25 protein-coding genes are annotated in these 12,003 nt (G+C 51.9%); all 25 read left to right on the top strand.

Annotated features, from left to right (window positions below; translation table 11 throughout):
* The first annotated feature begins 290 nt into the window (after positions 1–290).
* Positions 291–485, top strand: coding sequence for a hypothetical protein (locus PHI12_09855; GenBank protein ID MDD5511098.1), 195 nt, complete (start codon positions 291–293; stop codon positions 483–485).
* A gap of 99 nt (positions 486–584) precedes the next feature.
* A complete protein-coding gene (locus PHI12_09850) occupies positions 585–1,010 on the top strand; it encodes a hypothetical protein (GenBank protein MDD5511097.1) in 426 nt (141 codons plus the stop codon).
* 53 nt (positions 1,011–1,063) lie between these two features.
* Positions 1,064–2,071 (top strand): hypothetical protein, encoded by a 1,008-nt coding sequence (locus PHI12_09845; protein ID MDD5511096.1) that lies wholly within the window; start codon positions 1,064–1,066, stop codon positions 2,069–2,071.
* Positions 2,072–2,160: 89 nt separating this feature from the next.
* Positions 2,161–2,376 carry a hypothetical protein gene (locus tag PHI12_09840; GenBank protein MDD5511095.1) on the top strand — a complete coding sequence of 72 codons (216 nt, stop codon included), beginning with the start codon at positions 2,161–2,163 and terminating at the stop codon, positions 2,374–2,376.
* 2 nt (positions 2,377–2,378) lie between these two features.
* Entirely contained in the window at positions 2,379–2,951 is a 573-nt protein-coding gene (locus PHI12_09835; GenBank protein ID MDD5511094.1) for a hypothetical protein, read from the top strand.
* 13 nt (positions 2,952–2,964) lie between these two features.
* Positions 2,965–3,765, top strand: coding sequence for a hypothetical protein (locus PHI12_09830; GenBank protein MDD5511093.1), 801 nt, complete (start codon positions 2,965–2,967; stop codon positions 3,763–3,765).
* Positions 3,766–3,861: 96 nt separating this feature from the next.
* Positions 3,862–4,269 (top strand): hypothetical protein, encoded by a 408-nt coding sequence (locus PHI12_09825; protein ID MDD5511092.1) that lies wholly within the window; start codon positions 3,862–3,864, stop codon positions 4,267–4,269.
* Entirely contained in the window at positions 4,266–4,496 is a 231-nt protein-coding gene (locus PHI12_09820; GenBank protein MDD5511091.1) for a hypothetical protein, read from the top strand. Before PHI12_09825 ends, PHI12_09820 begins: the two co-directional genes overlap by 4 nt.
* A gap of 369 nt (positions 4,497–4,865) precedes the next feature.
* The gene (locus PHI12_09815; protein MDD5511090.1) at positions 4,866–5,114 is read left to right on the top strand and encodes a hypothetical protein; all 249 of its coding nucleotides are present in this window, start codon (positions 4,866–4,868) and stop codon (positions 5,112–5,114) included.
* 3 nt (positions 5,115–5,117) lie between these two features.
* A complete protein-coding gene (locus PHI12_09810) occupies positions 5,118–5,465 on the top strand; it encodes a hypothetical protein (protein MDD5511089.1) in 348 nt (115 codons plus the stop codon).
* A gap of 57 nt (positions 5,466–5,522) precedes the next feature.
* Positions 5,523–6,158, top strand: a complete 636-nt coding sequence (locus PHI12_09805) for a hypothetical protein (protein MDD5511088.1) — start codon at positions 5,523–5,525, stop codon at positions 6,156–6,158.
* The gene (locus PHI12_09800; GenBank protein ID MDD5511087.1) at positions 6,143–6,388 is read left to right on the top strand and encodes a hypothetical protein; all 246 of its coding nucleotides are present in this window, start codon (positions 6,143–6,145) and stop codon (positions 6,386–6,388) included. The genes PHI12_09805 and PHI12_09800 overlap by 16 nt, the downstream gene beginning before the upstream one ends.
* A complete protein-coding gene (locus tag PHI12_09795) occupies positions 6,385–6,777 on the top strand; it encodes a hypothetical protein (GenBank protein ID MDD5511086.1) in 393 nt (130 codons plus the stop codon). Before PHI12_09800 ends, PHI12_09795 begins: the two co-directional genes overlap by 4 nt.
* Positions 6,761–7,015, top strand: a complete 255-nt coding sequence (locus PHI12_09790; GenBank protein MDD5511085.1) for a hypothetical protein — start codon at positions 6,761–6,763, stop codon at positions 7,013–7,015. Before PHI12_09795 ends, PHI12_09790 begins: the two co-directional genes overlap by 17 nt.
* Before the next feature lie 214 nt (positions 7,016–7,229).
* Positions 7,230–7,457, top strand: coding sequence for a hypothetical protein (locus tag PHI12_09785; protein ID MDD5511084.1), 228 nt, complete (start codon positions 7,230–7,232; stop codon positions 7,455–7,457).
* A 23-nt stretch (positions 7,458–7,480) separates the two neighbouring features.
* Positions 7,481–7,960, top strand: a complete 480-nt coding sequence (locus tag PHI12_09780; protein ID MDD5511083.1) for a hypothetical protein — start codon at positions 7,481–7,483, stop codon at positions 7,958–7,960.
* A complete protein-coding gene (locus PHI12_09775) occupies positions 7,957–8,367 on the top strand; it encodes a hypothetical protein (GenBank protein MDD5511082.1) in 411 nt (136 codons plus the stop codon). Before PHI12_09780 ends, PHI12_09775 begins: the two co-directional genes overlap by 4 nt.
* Positions 8,364–8,696, top strand: coding sequence for a hypothetical protein (locus tag PHI12_09770; GenBank protein ID MDD5511081.1), 333 nt, complete (start codon positions 8,364–8,366; stop codon positions 8,694–8,696). Before PHI12_09775 ends, PHI12_09770 begins: the two co-directional genes overlap by 4 nt.
* A 7-nt stretch (positions 8,697–8,703) precedes the next feature.
* Positions 8,704–8,952 (top strand): hypothetical protein, encoded by a 249-nt coding sequence (locus PHI12_09765; GenBank protein MDD5511080.1) that lies wholly within the window; start codon positions 8,704–8,706, stop codon positions 8,950–8,952.
* Positions 8,949–9,485, top strand: coding sequence for a hypothetical protein (locus PHI12_09760; protein MDD5511079.1), 537 nt, complete (start codon positions 8,949–8,951; stop codon positions 9,483–9,485). Before PHI12_09765 ends, PHI12_09760 begins: the two co-directional genes overlap by 4 nt.
* 2 nt (positions 9,486–9,487) lie before the next feature.
* Positions 9,488–10,276 (top strand): MmcB family DNA repair protein, encoded by a 789-nt coding sequence (locus tag PHI12_09755; GenBank protein MDD5511078.1) that lies wholly within the window; start codon positions 9,488–9,490, stop codon positions 10,274–10,276.
* Complete coding sequence (locus PHI12_09750; GenBank protein ID MDD5511077.1) at positions 10,264–10,890, top strand: hypothetical protein; 627 nt, start codon at positions 10,264–10,266, stop codon at positions 10,888–10,890. The genes PHI12_09755 and PHI12_09750 overlap by 13 nt, the downstream gene beginning before the upstream one ends.
* A 45-nt stretch (positions 10,891–10,935) precedes the next feature.
* On the top strand, positions 10,936–11,319 hold the full coding sequence (locus PHI12_09745) for a hypothetical protein (GenBank protein ID MDD5511076.1): 384 nt from the start codon (positions 10,936–10,938) through the stop codon (positions 11,317–11,319).
* 30 nt (positions 11,320–11,349) lie between these two features.
* Complete coding sequence (locus PHI12_09740) at positions 11,350–11,601, top strand: hypothetical protein (protein ID MDD5511075.1); 252 nt, start codon at positions 11,350–11,352, stop codon at positions 11,599–11,601.
* 6 nt (positions 11,602–11,607) lie between these two features.
* Positions 11,608–12,000 (top strand): hypothetical protein, encoded by a 393-nt coding sequence (locus PHI12_09735; protein ID MDD5511074.1) that lies wholly within the window; start codon positions 11,608–11,610, stop codon positions 11,998–12,000.
* The last annotated feature ends 3 nt before the right edge of the window (positions 12,001–12,003 follow it).

The following is a 12,003-nucleotide window of genomic DNA, read 5'->3' as shown; positions in this document are numbered from 1 at the left end:
GTGTTTTTTAAGCAGTACGGGTCCGTATATGCGCGAGAAAACAACCTGAAATCGCGGAAGGGCGAGAGGTGGGAGGATCTTTCTGACAATTTCAGGGTTCGAGAACTGCACGGATAGCGAAAGGGTTCTGGTTATGACCAAAGAGGAATTAGCTGCAAAATTGTCTGGCTGCCAGGGAAATATCCGATTCCTGATGATTGTCCATTGCCGGATGGGTGCAAAATAAAACAATGAAAGTGCGAATAGTACGGGAATGCGTAGTGTGGCACAAAATTTACGAGGGCCGGTCTGTGAGGGAGATAGAGCGCCAGTTCTCTCGGGATATATATAATGCGATAGGGGTAGAGAATGATCAGCGAGATTTTAAAAAGGCAAAGCTTACCAAGGAAGGGTTGGTAGGCTACTACGTGGTTATCGAGCGATTTGGTCTGTCGGACATGTGGAGCCTGATTTTGGACAGGATTCGTCGCTTCAAAAGAAGATAGACATTTTGCCATGCTTGGCATAGCCTTGATCCGTTGCTCGGGTGGACCGAGAGCTGCAAAGGTGGCGCACTTGAGTGCGCGTGCCAAGAAAGGATGACCATGTTTGCACTGAATCGATTTGAAACCAAACAAGTGATGGCGGGGCGGGCAAGCGGGGCGGCGCGGAGATACGACGAGTGTCCGCACCAAGTGGGGAACGAGATGGTCCTCACGTCGAAGTACCTGGACGACTCGGGGCGCAGTATTCCGTTTGCGCGGGCGATCATTACGTCCATCCGTCCGGGGACGGCGGGGCAGTTTCGTCGCGATGCCGTGATCGCCGAGAAAGACGGGTACAAGAACGGCGAGCACTGGTTTGGGAATCTGCGCCAGATGTACAGCGGATTAAGGGACAACGACAAGATGTTTCATCTGTCGTTCAATATCGTCGAGATCGACAAGCAGGCCGGTACTCGCGGCGACCTTGAAGAAGGACCAACGCCGGGAGCCACAAAGAAAATCGACATCGATGAAGACATTGATTGACAAAGCGCGTTCGAGGTAGTATAGTTCTAATGTTGACTGTTGAGGAGGGATGAATGTTAGGTAATGTTGTAACCCAAGACCGGCCTTCGGAAGTATCAAAGATTTCAACCAGATTGAGGGATGCAATCTTGGAAAATTGGGCCGAGACTCGCGACGGTTCGCGGCCGACGCTTTGTCCACAAGGCAAAATTTCAGATGAATTCTGGCTGAATGCTTCGGAAACAAAACAGTGGTGTCCTCGTCTCTATGCGTATGCGAGTCTGTTCGATTCCGCGCAACAGATACGGAGTGCCGAAGACCTGTGGAATATGGGGCAGGGAACGGCGTATCACAACCTGTTCCAGAATAGTATCTTGCCGGTGACCTTCAAAACATGTTTCGAGGGCGACTGGACATCAAATGAGCCCTACATCCAAGCGGAGACAGCTCAACGGCTTGGGTTTGAGCTGAGCAAGAACGATGGGGAGAAGCGCATTATTGAATGCGGATATGGGGCGTTTGATTTTCAGCGGGGTGCGCGGTATTTGGAGCCTAAGATTCGGATGCCCGATTATCGTATGGTCGTCAAGGTCGACGGTATTATCCGTTGGCCGGACGGTGCTGAAGTTTTGGAGCTGAAAACGGAAAAGTCGAGTGCACGAGATCAACTCGAGGTAGGGCTTGGAGGGGGACCGCGAGCACATCATGTAGAGCAGGTTCACATTGGGATGTTCGCCACGGGCATCCATAGAGCGCGTATTGTCTACATCTTCAAGGGAGAGAGCAGCCTGTCGAATTCGTTGTTGGAGCATGAGATTCCGTATGACGAGGCGATTATATCGCGGCTCATTGCCAAGGCCAAGGATTGCGTTGCGGCCGTGAAGGCGTGCGACGATCTACGTGGCGGCAAGTCCTGGGAAGAGATGGCGGCAAACCCGGCGCTGCAGGATACCGAATCGCGGATAAAATGGATTGACGAACGCTTCAAGCGCGACAATGATTGCCCCATGAAGAGCAAGGGCAAGGCCCGGTATTGTGCTGCTCGTGATCTTTGTTTTTGGAAAAAGCCCAAAACGGCGTAATGCAGATTGCGAGTCAAACTTGGATTGGCAAGAAGCCAATGGCCACTTTGTTGACGGCTCCACAGTATCTTTTGGAAGGGGAGCCTTTAATGATCGAATGTTGGACATGTACCAGGAAGAAAGAAATATCATCCCAGTCGTACAGAGCTGGCAAGCATTTTTTTTTAACCGAGGTTGCGACAGCAATCGGATGGATTGCGGCGATGGATTTCAAGCGAGAGCGCGTCCTTGCTTTTTGCTGTGAAGGCTGCATGGAGAAGGCCAAGGCCAAGAACGGCTTTTTTCGGGCAACAAGACCGAGGTAGCAATGATTATCGGTATAGATCCGGGAACTGAAAAAAGTGGGATGATCGCCGTAGGCCCCGACATAGGAGGAGGCATTGCCTCTATATACGGTGGCGGGGAATACGCCAACCGTGTATTGCTTCAAATGCTGCGAGGTCGTCTGGCGGTTTCAGAAACAGGGGGGTGGTCGGTTGATCGTGTTTTTATCGAGACCATCGAACCCATGGGGTTGGCTGTAGGGAAGTCAACACTGGAAACAATGCGCTGGGTAGGGCGGTTCGAGGAGGCTTCTGATTTGTGCCATGGTGGGTGTGTGCATCTTGTTTCTCGGCTGGATGAGCGTATCACATTGTGCGGGGCGGCTACGTACAAAAACCCCAAAACGGGCAAGAGCAAGACGGTTTCAGACCCCCAGATTCGGGCGGCGCTTATTCAGCGGTTTCCGGCGACGGGGGGTGGTAAGGTGCCCCAGATAGGGACGAAGGCGAAACCAGGGCCGCTGTACGGCATTTCGGGGCACATGTGGAGTGCTTTGGCGGTCGTCGTTACAGGGTGGTCTATTTTTGTAAGAGACGGCTCGAATAAGGGCCAATAAACAGAGGTAAGTCATGGCTGAAAAAGGAAAAGAATTGTCGACAGAGGTTGTTCCCGAGAAGGCCGAGGGAGCGGATGCACACGAGGATATTCGCAGTGAGGTGCTGAAGCTGCGAACCCAGTCGGACGAGAATTTCTGGCAGTTCGGGGCGGTTCTGGAACACGTCTGGAAGAGCGACCTGTATCGAGGCTGGGGATTCGAGTCGTGGACCGACTACATCGAACACGAGGTAGAGATCAGCATGAGGAAGGCTCAATACCTGATCAAGCTGCAATCGTGGTTCGATACGATGACCCCGGCGATCCAGAAGTGGTTGCGGGGGCTCGGCTGGACCAAATCTCGGCTGCTCATGGGCGCTGTGACGGCGGACAACGCCGCCGAATGGAAGAATCGATTGGCCGGGAAGACGGTAGCGGAAATCGAGGCCATGCTCAAAGCGGACAGCGAAGAGCGGGGCAGTATCAGCGCGTCTGCGGAGACGGACGATACGGGGGTTCGAGCTGCCAAATGGAGCGTGAGCCTGTTTCCGGCGCAAAAGGAAATCGTCGAGTTGGCGACCAAGAAGGCGATGGAAGTGGCAAACAGCGACAAGCAGGGTCACGCCTTGACCATGGTCTGCCAAGAGTACCTGGCAACGAACACGACCACGACGAGCATCAACGACATGCTCAAGAACACGGAGCGGTTCACGGGGCTGAAGATCGTTGCGATACGGGTCGGCGACGACGGCGAGGACGAGGTGGTCTATGGTGCGGAATACGTCAATCCGCCCGAGGAAGAAGAGAAGACGGAAAGCGCCGAAACAGGGGAATAGGCGCACTTGAGTGCGCTACCTTTGCAGTAGCGCATTTGCCACATATGCCGCTACCAAAGTAGCTAATCGCTACTCGCACAGGAGGATCGCTACTTCATGGAAAAGCAGGTCGACGAAAGTCCCGAAATGATTGAGAAGGACGAGGATTTCGCCGATGTCTACGACGACATGCTGGTAATGGTGAAATCCGAGCCGGTGCCGGAGACGGTTCTGTTGGTCTTGACGCCGCCGATGATACGGATGCTTGCCGTATGGCACAAGGTTCCCAGACGGGTCTCGAAGGAGCCCGACTATCAGTCTGCTCTCGATGTCGTATGGCACCATACGAATCTGGACGTGGCGTACTGGGGCAGGTTGGCTGGAGTAACGGACGGCGACGTATGGGAATACTACCGTAGGATGGCGGCACTGAATATCGTATATCCGGACGGGTCGATGCCGCTGATAGTCAAAGAGCATGTGAGGCGGCAGGCAAGACTACTCATGGGGCAGGAGGAATCATGAAGTTCGAGAGGATCGCAAAGGGAACACTATTCCCCAGGCGGTTGTCGGTGATAGGTTCCGTGGTAATGAGGAAGGTGCCGCTGGATGGGGTAATAATAACAGACGAAACGCTGCTGAACGGATCTATCTACATATCCTTCCGCACCATGCGTCACTTGGTGAGCAACCAAGCGTGGACGACCGAAAACACAGACGAATGGATTCAGTCGGAAGAGCTGCTGCCATGACAGATCACCATACCCTAGAACGCGCGCTGAAAATCTTGACAGTATCAAATACCTTCGACTCCCTACCCAAATCCAAAACCAAGTTCATGAACGATCACTTCCCAAACGAAGCCGCTGACACAGCTACATGGATCATCCGTATAAAACGCGCTAAAAAACTCGTGACTACTAACCTCACATCTAAGGACATCTCCCTATGACCCTAGGTGCCATCACCATACGCTCCGGATTAAACGGTGATCACATAAAACCCCGCCGTGAACTACTAGGTGAAATTTTTGCCGTGGATTTTTTGTTGACAAACGGGCAGGTATTGCTAGGTGCGTGGAGGTAGGTGTGATGTGTGAGGAGTGGAGGGAGATTAGCTTGGTGCCTTGTACGACGGGTGAGCGGGCGATATACAGGGATGCGGAGAGTCCTGGCGGATTTTTTACGCTGCCTGTGGTGGCGTGGATAATGTACGAAGTTGATTTTGATGGTGGTACGAGTCGCATGATTATTGGCGCGGTTTATACATTGGGGGATGCGTGTTTGCAGCGTGCGGACGAGATGAGCAATTTTGTTTCGTATGCGGGCAGGGACGAGAATGCGGAGGAAGTGTTTAGGGAGGCTAGGTGAGGCATGAGCGGATCAGATGAGCGTAAATCATTCGACCGATTTTACGAGGCTATGGATCGAACGGTGGCGGCGTATGCTCGGCTCAAAGATCGGGTAAATGATTCTCTGCGGATGCCGGTAAGAGAGGGGAAGAAGCAGTGTTGTATTTGCGGGGAGCGGAAACCACTGGAAGCATTTGGCGGCGGTAGTGTTCCGCGCATGTCGTGTCAGTCTTGCTTGGATACGCTGAACGAGAAGTACGGGAAGCTGCAGAAGTTGGCGAGGTTGGGCGGCGAAGAGTCTTGGTTGCCGGGCCGGGACGAGTATGTCGAGGCCATGATACGGACGGCATTGCGGCGGTTTTCTGATTGACGTTTTCGGGTTGACAAATCTTATTTGGGTGTTAAAGTTGAAGTTGGAGGTAGCAAGATGTCTTGGGCTGAATACTGGAAGGTTGATAGTTTTATTCCAGAAGGGCAGTCCGGAAATGTTAAGGTTGAGAAGTTCGAGGTCTCCGAGCGAGACGCATCATTCGGGCAGATCAGGGCTTTTCGCGACGGCCGGGGCGTTCCAGCGGGGAGCTATACACGCCTAATGATAAATGGCGTGCTTGTGATGAGCGACACGCTGGACGAGCGGCGCGATCATTCTGTAATGATAGATCAAGCCCAAGACCAGTGTTTGATCAACGGATTGGGATTAGGATGTGTTTTACGATGTTGCTTGGAGAATCGATGGGCAGGAGTGCCATGTGTAAATCACATAACGGTGGTCGAGAAGAACGAAGATGTCATAAAGCTGGTAGCCCCGTCTTTTCAGTCGGTTTATGGGGACAGGGTAGAGATTATTCATGATGACGCACTTACTTACCGGCCGCCGAAGGGAGTACGTTACGACGCGGTATGGCACGACATTTGGACGGATATCAGTACGGACAACCTGCCGACAATGCAAACCTTGCATCGCCGGTATGGCAGTCGTTGCGACTGGCAAGGGTCGTGGAAGAGGGAATATCTGCTGTACATGAGGAGGAAGGAGAACGAGAACCCATGGTACGGAAGATGATATGGCCCGTTACGGTTACAGCCGCGACGCACAGGATGGACGGGCGGCGCGTTTCCATGAGCCGGGTAGTCGAAGGGGCCGGTGATGCGGAAGCGGCGATGCTCAGGGCATTGCAGTCCCGGCGAGATAAGGGTCGTCCGTTTTTGGGCGATTGGGTCACGGGAGTGACACCGCTGGGGCAAGTGATACGGCGGGTTTTCGACCCGGATACCGGAAAGCTGGTGCCATGAAATTCAAGGTGACATTCGGGCATAATACGGTGCCTACCGAGATCGAGGGCGACACAATCGAAGATGCGATCCAGAGTTTTCACTTGGACAATCTCGAATACCTGCGGTCGATACCGGGCGCAGCCAGTGTCACGGTTGAACCGGGAGAGCTTGACAGCCCCATACGGGAGACGTGGCATTTCATTGTGTGCAAAATAGAATCCATGGGGAATGTCCCGGTGATTAGTCGAGTGTGTTCGACTGGTATATACCGCAAAGGTGGAATGTCTAGTGTCTATTCCACCGGGAAGTGGCAAAAAGCGGCCGGTATTCTCGGTGTACCGGTTGACTGTATTTGCTGTGATGATTGGGGGGACGAAGAGGACTACCCAGGTGATGAGACCAAGTGAAGAGCTTATCTGGGTTCCGAGGAGCTTATCGGAGGCTGTGGAAAGGATATTGCCATACGTCGATGAATTGGTCTCCGAAGATATGAAGAAGAAGAGAGTAGAGATCCAAATAGGAGAAGGGGATACTGTTACGATTCAGGGGCAAGTGTTTCGGGTTGCATACGTGATCGAGCCGGAAGCAGTTCTTTTGCGGCCGGTATCGGGGCAGGTTCGGATATGTAAAAGAGGCACGGAATGAAACGAGAAGAAAGGAAACAAGCGATCCTTCAATTCATGATGAATGAGGACCGGATGTTTGCTAACGAGTGGATCTCTCCGACTGTTCTTGGGCAGAAAGCCTTGGGGCTCGAGTACCACAATGCGTCTTCGATAACGTCTCGCGTTTGTCAGGACTTGGTAAGAGAGGGGCTGTTGGAGCGCGACAGGCGCGGGTGGTATAGGATGGTTGAACGATGAAAGCTATCAACATAGGAGACATCGCTGTAGTGCCGGAAGGCACGACCAATCCGTATCTGAAGGGCTATCTTGGAAGTACCAGGAGTGAAGCTCTTCGGAAGTGGTTCACGGGAGAGCCGACGCCGGGGTTCGAGTTTTGGTTTGCGCCAGCGTGCGGCGGCGCTTACAAACTTGAATCCCCGAAAGACACGGACGTGGATGCGGATCAAGTGGTCCAGATATAGGGAGATAGGCGAGAGGTGCCGAGATGAGATCCATGGAGGAGTGTGACGGATACCGGTCGTTGCTGGCGGCGGTAGAAAAGGACGAGCTTAAGAGTCCTGGCCACCATGATTACCGTGGGAAGCTTCAGTGGGTTATCGAGCGCGTCAAGTACTATGCGGACAAGATGGGGGTGGACGCGGCCGACTTATTGGACGCATGGGAGAAGCAGCGCAATTACTGGTATATGAATTACTACCAGGATTGCAATCAGCCTTTGATTGACGAGGGGAAAGTCCGGGTTTTTAGTACTGTTGACGATTTGATGTCTGCAATAGGCGACAAGGGATTTCGTTGTCCGAAATGCGATGGGGTATCCCGTGATCCGTATTGTTGTACATGCGAGGGGTGCGACTGGACGGCATTTGGGTTATTTCGGACACTCGGGAAAGGAGTTACTGTTGTTGTCGTTGAGAAACTGCAAAGCAACCACATTTTCATGCCTATAGCATGGGAGGAGCGATGAATAAGTCTGAAGCTGAAAAACAGCGTTTTGAAATTCGCATAAAGGACATACCAGGGGGAAGTGTTTTATATATTCATGATAACCGTCATGATTGCGAGTATCCAATTGAGTCTATTGTGCGAATACTTAACGGTCAAGTGGTGGTGCATTCATCGGATACGTCCGGGGCTAGTCCAGATAAAGACATAGAAAATCCAATTACGAAACCAACAAATATTGAGAAGCTTTTGATCGATCTTTTTCTGGTCAGGGCCGACTTGGCCAAGGAGCACATGGAGGAGATGCTTGGTCGGTATGAACCCTTCTCTTCGGGGAACCCGAGCAAGCGGGAAGAATACTCGAGACTCATCGGGTTGGCGTGCGAGACGGGCTATTCCTTGGCCCGGAAATACGGGGTTGATAAATGACACCTGTGGAAATAACGACGGCGATAAAAAACCAAGAGCGGGTTTTTTTCGTCGAAAACCGTAACGGCATGGGGCACATTGTTCATTGTGTCCCGGTCGCTTATACCGGGGATAATGGGTTTAATCTGGTCGGGTGCTTCATTGCGGAGGGCATCAAAACGTGCGTTATCGAGCTGGCCCTATTGGGCAAGGATGCGTTCGAGGCGCATCGCCTTGCTGCACAGCGAAGCATGGAAATGGCGAAGCTGTCCATGCTGGCCTGGGAGTATGCGGCGAACGTAGTGGTAGCGACCAAGGACAAACGAGTCAAGGACGGGAACTTGAATTGAGGGGTAAATGGATTTTAAAGGAAGGCTATCCGAAATAACGGGGATAAAGAAGTCCGAGGTAGATGCCATCTATGCCGACGTGAAGGCGAACATGGCGGCGCTGGATGCGTGCGAGAAACCTCATGACTTTAAGGATATCGAGGAAGAAAACACCGTGTTACCAAGACGAGCCAAGTGTACAAAATGCGGAGGCACTGTCTCCGTGCCTCATGCGCGGTGGTACAAGCGTGGTCTCGAAGACGGGTCAAAAAAATGAAAGCTCATTCTATATCTTTTCGCACTGATATGGTGCAAGCTATCTTCTCCGAGAAGAAGTCGGTAACCCGGCGTATAATAGGCGGAAAGACCCCTCCCTACAGCCCAGGGGACGTGTTGGTTGTCAAGGAAAAATACTTCTTAGAGACGCAGTACGACGGCCGGAATCCAGCGCGTGTTCCGAAGCATTCCCGAGTCTGGTATGGGAACGAGGGCGAAAAGGACGCGGAGCGAGGGAAGCCACGACGTGCTAGATACATGTGCCGGTGGATGTCCCGTCTGTGGCTTCAGGTCGTAAGCGTGCGGACCGAGAAGCTGCACAATATAACCGAGGAAGATGCCGAGGCAGAGGGTGTGGAGAAGATATTCGGCGTTTTTGCGCGGAAGACTTTCAGGGATCTATGGAATGAAATTCATATGCGGGATGCCCCTTGGTCGTCGAATCCAGATGTGTGCGTCATTCGATTCCGGAGAATGTCCGAGGATGAGATTGCTGCTGCTCGCAAAGAGCTTGCGACATTTGCGCTGAAATGACCGTGATTACCGCTGATACCATCTTGGGTCTTCTTAAGGCCAAGCATTCGGACGACCTGTTCGTCCCTGAATGTCGGGTAGGATTCGGTCCGTTTATAGTAGATGGCCGTATCGACGCATGGGCGATGAAAAAATCATGGGCTAAGCCTCTTACGGTCGGATATGAAATCAAGGTCAATCGGTCTGATTTTATACACGACAACAAGTGGCAGATATATTTGCCGTACTGTAACGAGTTCTATTTTTGTAGCCCCAGGGATGTCATTGACCCGAAGGAGGTGCCAGACAGTTGTGGGCTAATCTACGTTTCTTCCACGGGGAGCAGGTTGTTCACGAAGGTCAAAGCGCAATGGAAGGGCATCCCGGACGGCACGTTGGAGCCTTTATATAAGGCGTTGCTGATGTCCAGGGTCCGCATCAAATCCAGGTTTGTCGAGCATCAGTCTAGTGGTCAAGCAACGCTCAGGTTTGTTGAATCATTTATTGCGGAAAAAGAGCATAACCGAAGATATGGCCGGAATCTCTCGAAGAGGTACGCGGAAATATACAAGGATAAGATCAAGGCAGTGGCCGATGAGAATCAGAAGCTGCAAAGAGAAGTTGAAAACCTAGAGTTGTTTAAAACCATGATGCAAGACATCGGCGTGGACCCCGGTGATTACCGGTCGGCACAAAAGGCCAAGCGTGCGGTCATGGGTGAAGATGTCGCCAATATGGTTGTGGTACTTCGCGATGCCAAAAGACAGCTATCGGAGATAATCACAAAAATGGAGGCCGGATGTCCAAAATAGTCTGCAGTGCAATATCGGGGTTGTCCGATGGCGTAAGTGGTAAAGAGTTTGAGCTTCGGAAGTTTTTAAGGGCTGTGTTTGCTGAGGTTCCCGAAACCAAGATCGAGAAGCTGCGATGCGTGCCCTCTGTCTTTAGTAGACAGATAGAGGGATCGGTGGATTTCCTTGAAGAGTACAAAGACGAAACGGTGTACTTCCTTCTCGTGGGCAAATCCTTCGGTGCTATTCGGACGTGGTGGATGCTGCATGAATATTGGGACCGTATCAATCGGATATTGAATCGCGGCCATAAAATTGGAGTGGTTCTTGTCGATCCACATGGCTGGGCTGTTGGAGATGGGACCGTAGGATCTTACGGCATACACCATATGGAGTTGCCGTGGTATGAGGAGTGGGGGCGGAGCCGTCTTTGTTTTCGGTGCATCTATCAGCGAAACGAGTATCCACGCGGGGCTTCGTTGGCTGCGCCGGAGAGCATTGTCGGTGCGATAAACGTACAGCTCGAGGGCGATGCCGATCATTACAACGTCATCGACATCGAGACAGAAACGGGGAGAGAGGTTGCTGAGTACGTCAAGGGGATGCTGAATTGGCTGGACCCCTACCGGTCATAATTTACTGCAAAGGTAGCGCACTCAAGTGCGCGTACAGAGGCACCGATGAACAAAGTGGTAGATGACTATATTCACGCCATGAACATGGTCAAGGAAGTAGAGGATGGCCCAGTATCGAAGTTTTCCGATGAAACACGTTGTTTTGCGGCGCTTGTACGTGCTGTTGATGATTACCATAGGGAGACGCAAAAACGTGCTGACCGACTGCAAGCCGAGTTGACGGAAGCAAAAGGGAAGCTGGCGGGGATAAAAACCATAAGACGCAATCATGGTTCAAACGGTTGGATTGTCGAATACGGTTTTCTGGAAAACCTAACGCGCAAAATAAGGTTTTCTGAATCTGTATCTATGGAACAGGTCCAGGCTGTGATTATGGCTCTTTTATATGCTGGTTTTTTGCAGGTAGAGGACTGGAAAAAAAATGGTTGACAAATCGGATTAGGGCATTAAGATATAGGTATGAGTAACGCACCGACAAAGCCTGGGTGGTATGTCTTTGATCAGTACCGAATCGTGGAAGTGTTTGATTACGATGATCATGTATTGCGATTCATGCTGCCAGATCCGGAGAAATACGGTCTGTCGCACATACATGCGATTAAAAAGGTCGAGGAGGTACATCCTTCACTGTGGGGACATGAGGTTCCGCATCCGAGGGACATCCCGACTCCGGAAGAGCTGAGAAGGTTGAGAAAAAAGGCGGGTGAGTAGATGGGTATGAATTACTTCTGGTACGAGAAGCCGCAGTGTCCGTGTTGCGGGCGTGAATTTGAGTCGATTCATATTGGCAAAAGTTCATGCGGGTGGACGTTCGGTCTCCATGTCAATCCTTTTCAGGGAATCAATAGTCTGGAAGACTGGAAGGCCAGGTTCGCGGTAAAAGGTTCGTACATAAAAAACGAGGACGAAGAAGTGGTTACCCCGTCCTGGATGCTCCAGGAGATTACGCTGAGGGCTTTCCCCGCCGCCAGGGAAATTACCCCCAATTTTTTGCGCGACAATAATGCCGTGCTCGGGCCTAACGGTCTCGTCCGGCACCGGGTAGATAACTACCACTGTGTCGGCCACGGCAAGGGAACGTGGGATTTGATGGCAGGGGAATTCCGGTGAGCA

This window comes from Dehalococcoidales bacterium, assembly GCA_028716225.1.
In the GTDB taxonomy this organism is placed as follows: domain Bacteria; phylum Chloroflexota; class Dehalococcoidia; order Dehalococcoidales; family UBA5760; genus UBA5760.
Note: the sequence above shows the minus strand (reverse complement) of the source record. Positions and strands in the feature narration are given on the sequence as shown.

Excerpts from the sequence above, each read along its gene's own strand:
- PHI12_09850 (MDD5511097.1), top strand. The coding sequence starts at position 585 with ATGTTTGCACTGAATCGATTTGAAACCAAACAAGTGATGGCGGGGCGG.
- PHI12_09845 (MDD5511096.1), top strand. The coding sequence starts at position 1,064 with ATGTTAGGTAATGTTGTAACCCAAGACCGGCCTTCGGAAGTATCAAAG.
- PHI12_09840 (MDD5511095.1), top strand. The coding sequence starts at position 2,161 with ATGATCGAATGTTGGACATGTACCAGGAAGAAAGAAATATCATCCCAG.
- PHI12_09835 (MDD5511094.1), top strand. The coding sequence starts at position 2,379 with ATGATTATCGGTATAGATCCGGGAACTGAAAAAAGTGGGATGATCGCC.
- PHI12_09830 (MDD5511093.1), top strand. The coding sequence starts at position 2,965 with ATGGCTGAAAAAGGAAAAGAATTGTCGACAGAGGTTGTTCCCGAGAAG.
- PHI12_09825 (MDD5511092.1), top strand. The coding sequence starts at position 3,862 with ATGGAAAAGCAGGTCGACGAAAGTCCCGAAATGATTGAGAAGGACGAG.
- PHI12_09820 (MDD5511091.1), top strand. The coding sequence starts at position 4,266 with ATGAAGTTCGAGAGGATCGCAAAGGGAACACTATTCCCCAGGCGGTTG.
- PHI12_09810 (MDD5511089.1), top strand. The coding sequence starts at position 5,118 with ATGAGCGGATCAGATGAGCGTAAATCATTCGACCGATTTTACGAGGCT.
- PHI12_09805 (MDD5511088.1), top strand. The coding sequence starts at position 5,523 with ATGTCTTGGGCTGAATACTGGAAGGTTGATAGTTTTATTCCAGAAGGG.
- PHI12_09800 (MDD5511087.1), top strand. The coding sequence starts at position 6,143 with ATGGTACGGAAGATGATATGGCCCGTTACGGTTACAGCCGCGACGCAC.
- PHI12_09795 (MDD5511086.1), top strand. The coding sequence starts at position 6,385 with ATGAAATTCAAGGTGACATTCGGGCATAATACGGTGCCTACCGAGATC.
- PHI12_09785 (MDD5511084.1), top strand. The coding sequence starts at position 7,230 with ATGAAAGCTATCAACATAGGAGACATCGCTGTAGTGCCGGAAGGCACG.
- PHI12_09780 (MDD5511083.1), top strand. The coding sequence starts at position 7,481 with ATGAGATCCATGGAGGAGTGTGACGGATACCGGTCGTTGCTGGCGGCG.
- PHI12_09775 (MDD5511082.1), top strand. The coding sequence starts at position 7,957 with ATGAATAAGTCTGAAGCTGAAAAACAGCGTTTTGAAATTCGCATAAAG.
- PHI12_09770 (MDD5511081.1), top strand. The coding sequence starts at position 8,364 with ATGACACCTGTGGAAATAACGACGGCGATAAAAAACCAAGAGCGGGTT.
- PHI12_09765 (MDD5511080.1), top strand. The coding sequence starts at position 8,704 with ATGGATTTTAAAGGAAGGCTATCCGAAATAACGGGGATAAAGAAGTCC.
- PHI12_09760 (MDD5511079.1), top strand. The coding sequence starts at position 8,949 with ATGAAAGCTCATTCTATATCTTTTCGCACTGATATGGTGCAAGCTATC.
- PHI12_09750 (MDD5511077.1), top strand. The coding sequence starts at position 10,264 with ATGTCCAAAATAGTCTGCAGTGCAATATCGGGGTTGTCCGATGGCGTA.
- PHI12_09745 (MDD5511076.1), top strand. The coding sequence starts at position 10,936 with ATGAACAAAGTGGTAGATGACTATATTCACGCCATGAACATGGTCAAG.
- PHI12_09740 (MDD5511075.1), top strand. The coding sequence starts at position 11,350 with ATGAGTAACGCACCGACAAAGCCTGGGTGGTATGTCTTTGATCAGTAC.
- PHI12_09735 (MDD5511074.1), top strand. The coding sequence starts at position 11,608 with ATGAATTACTTCTGGTACGAGAAGCCGCAGTGTCCGTGTTGCGGGCGT.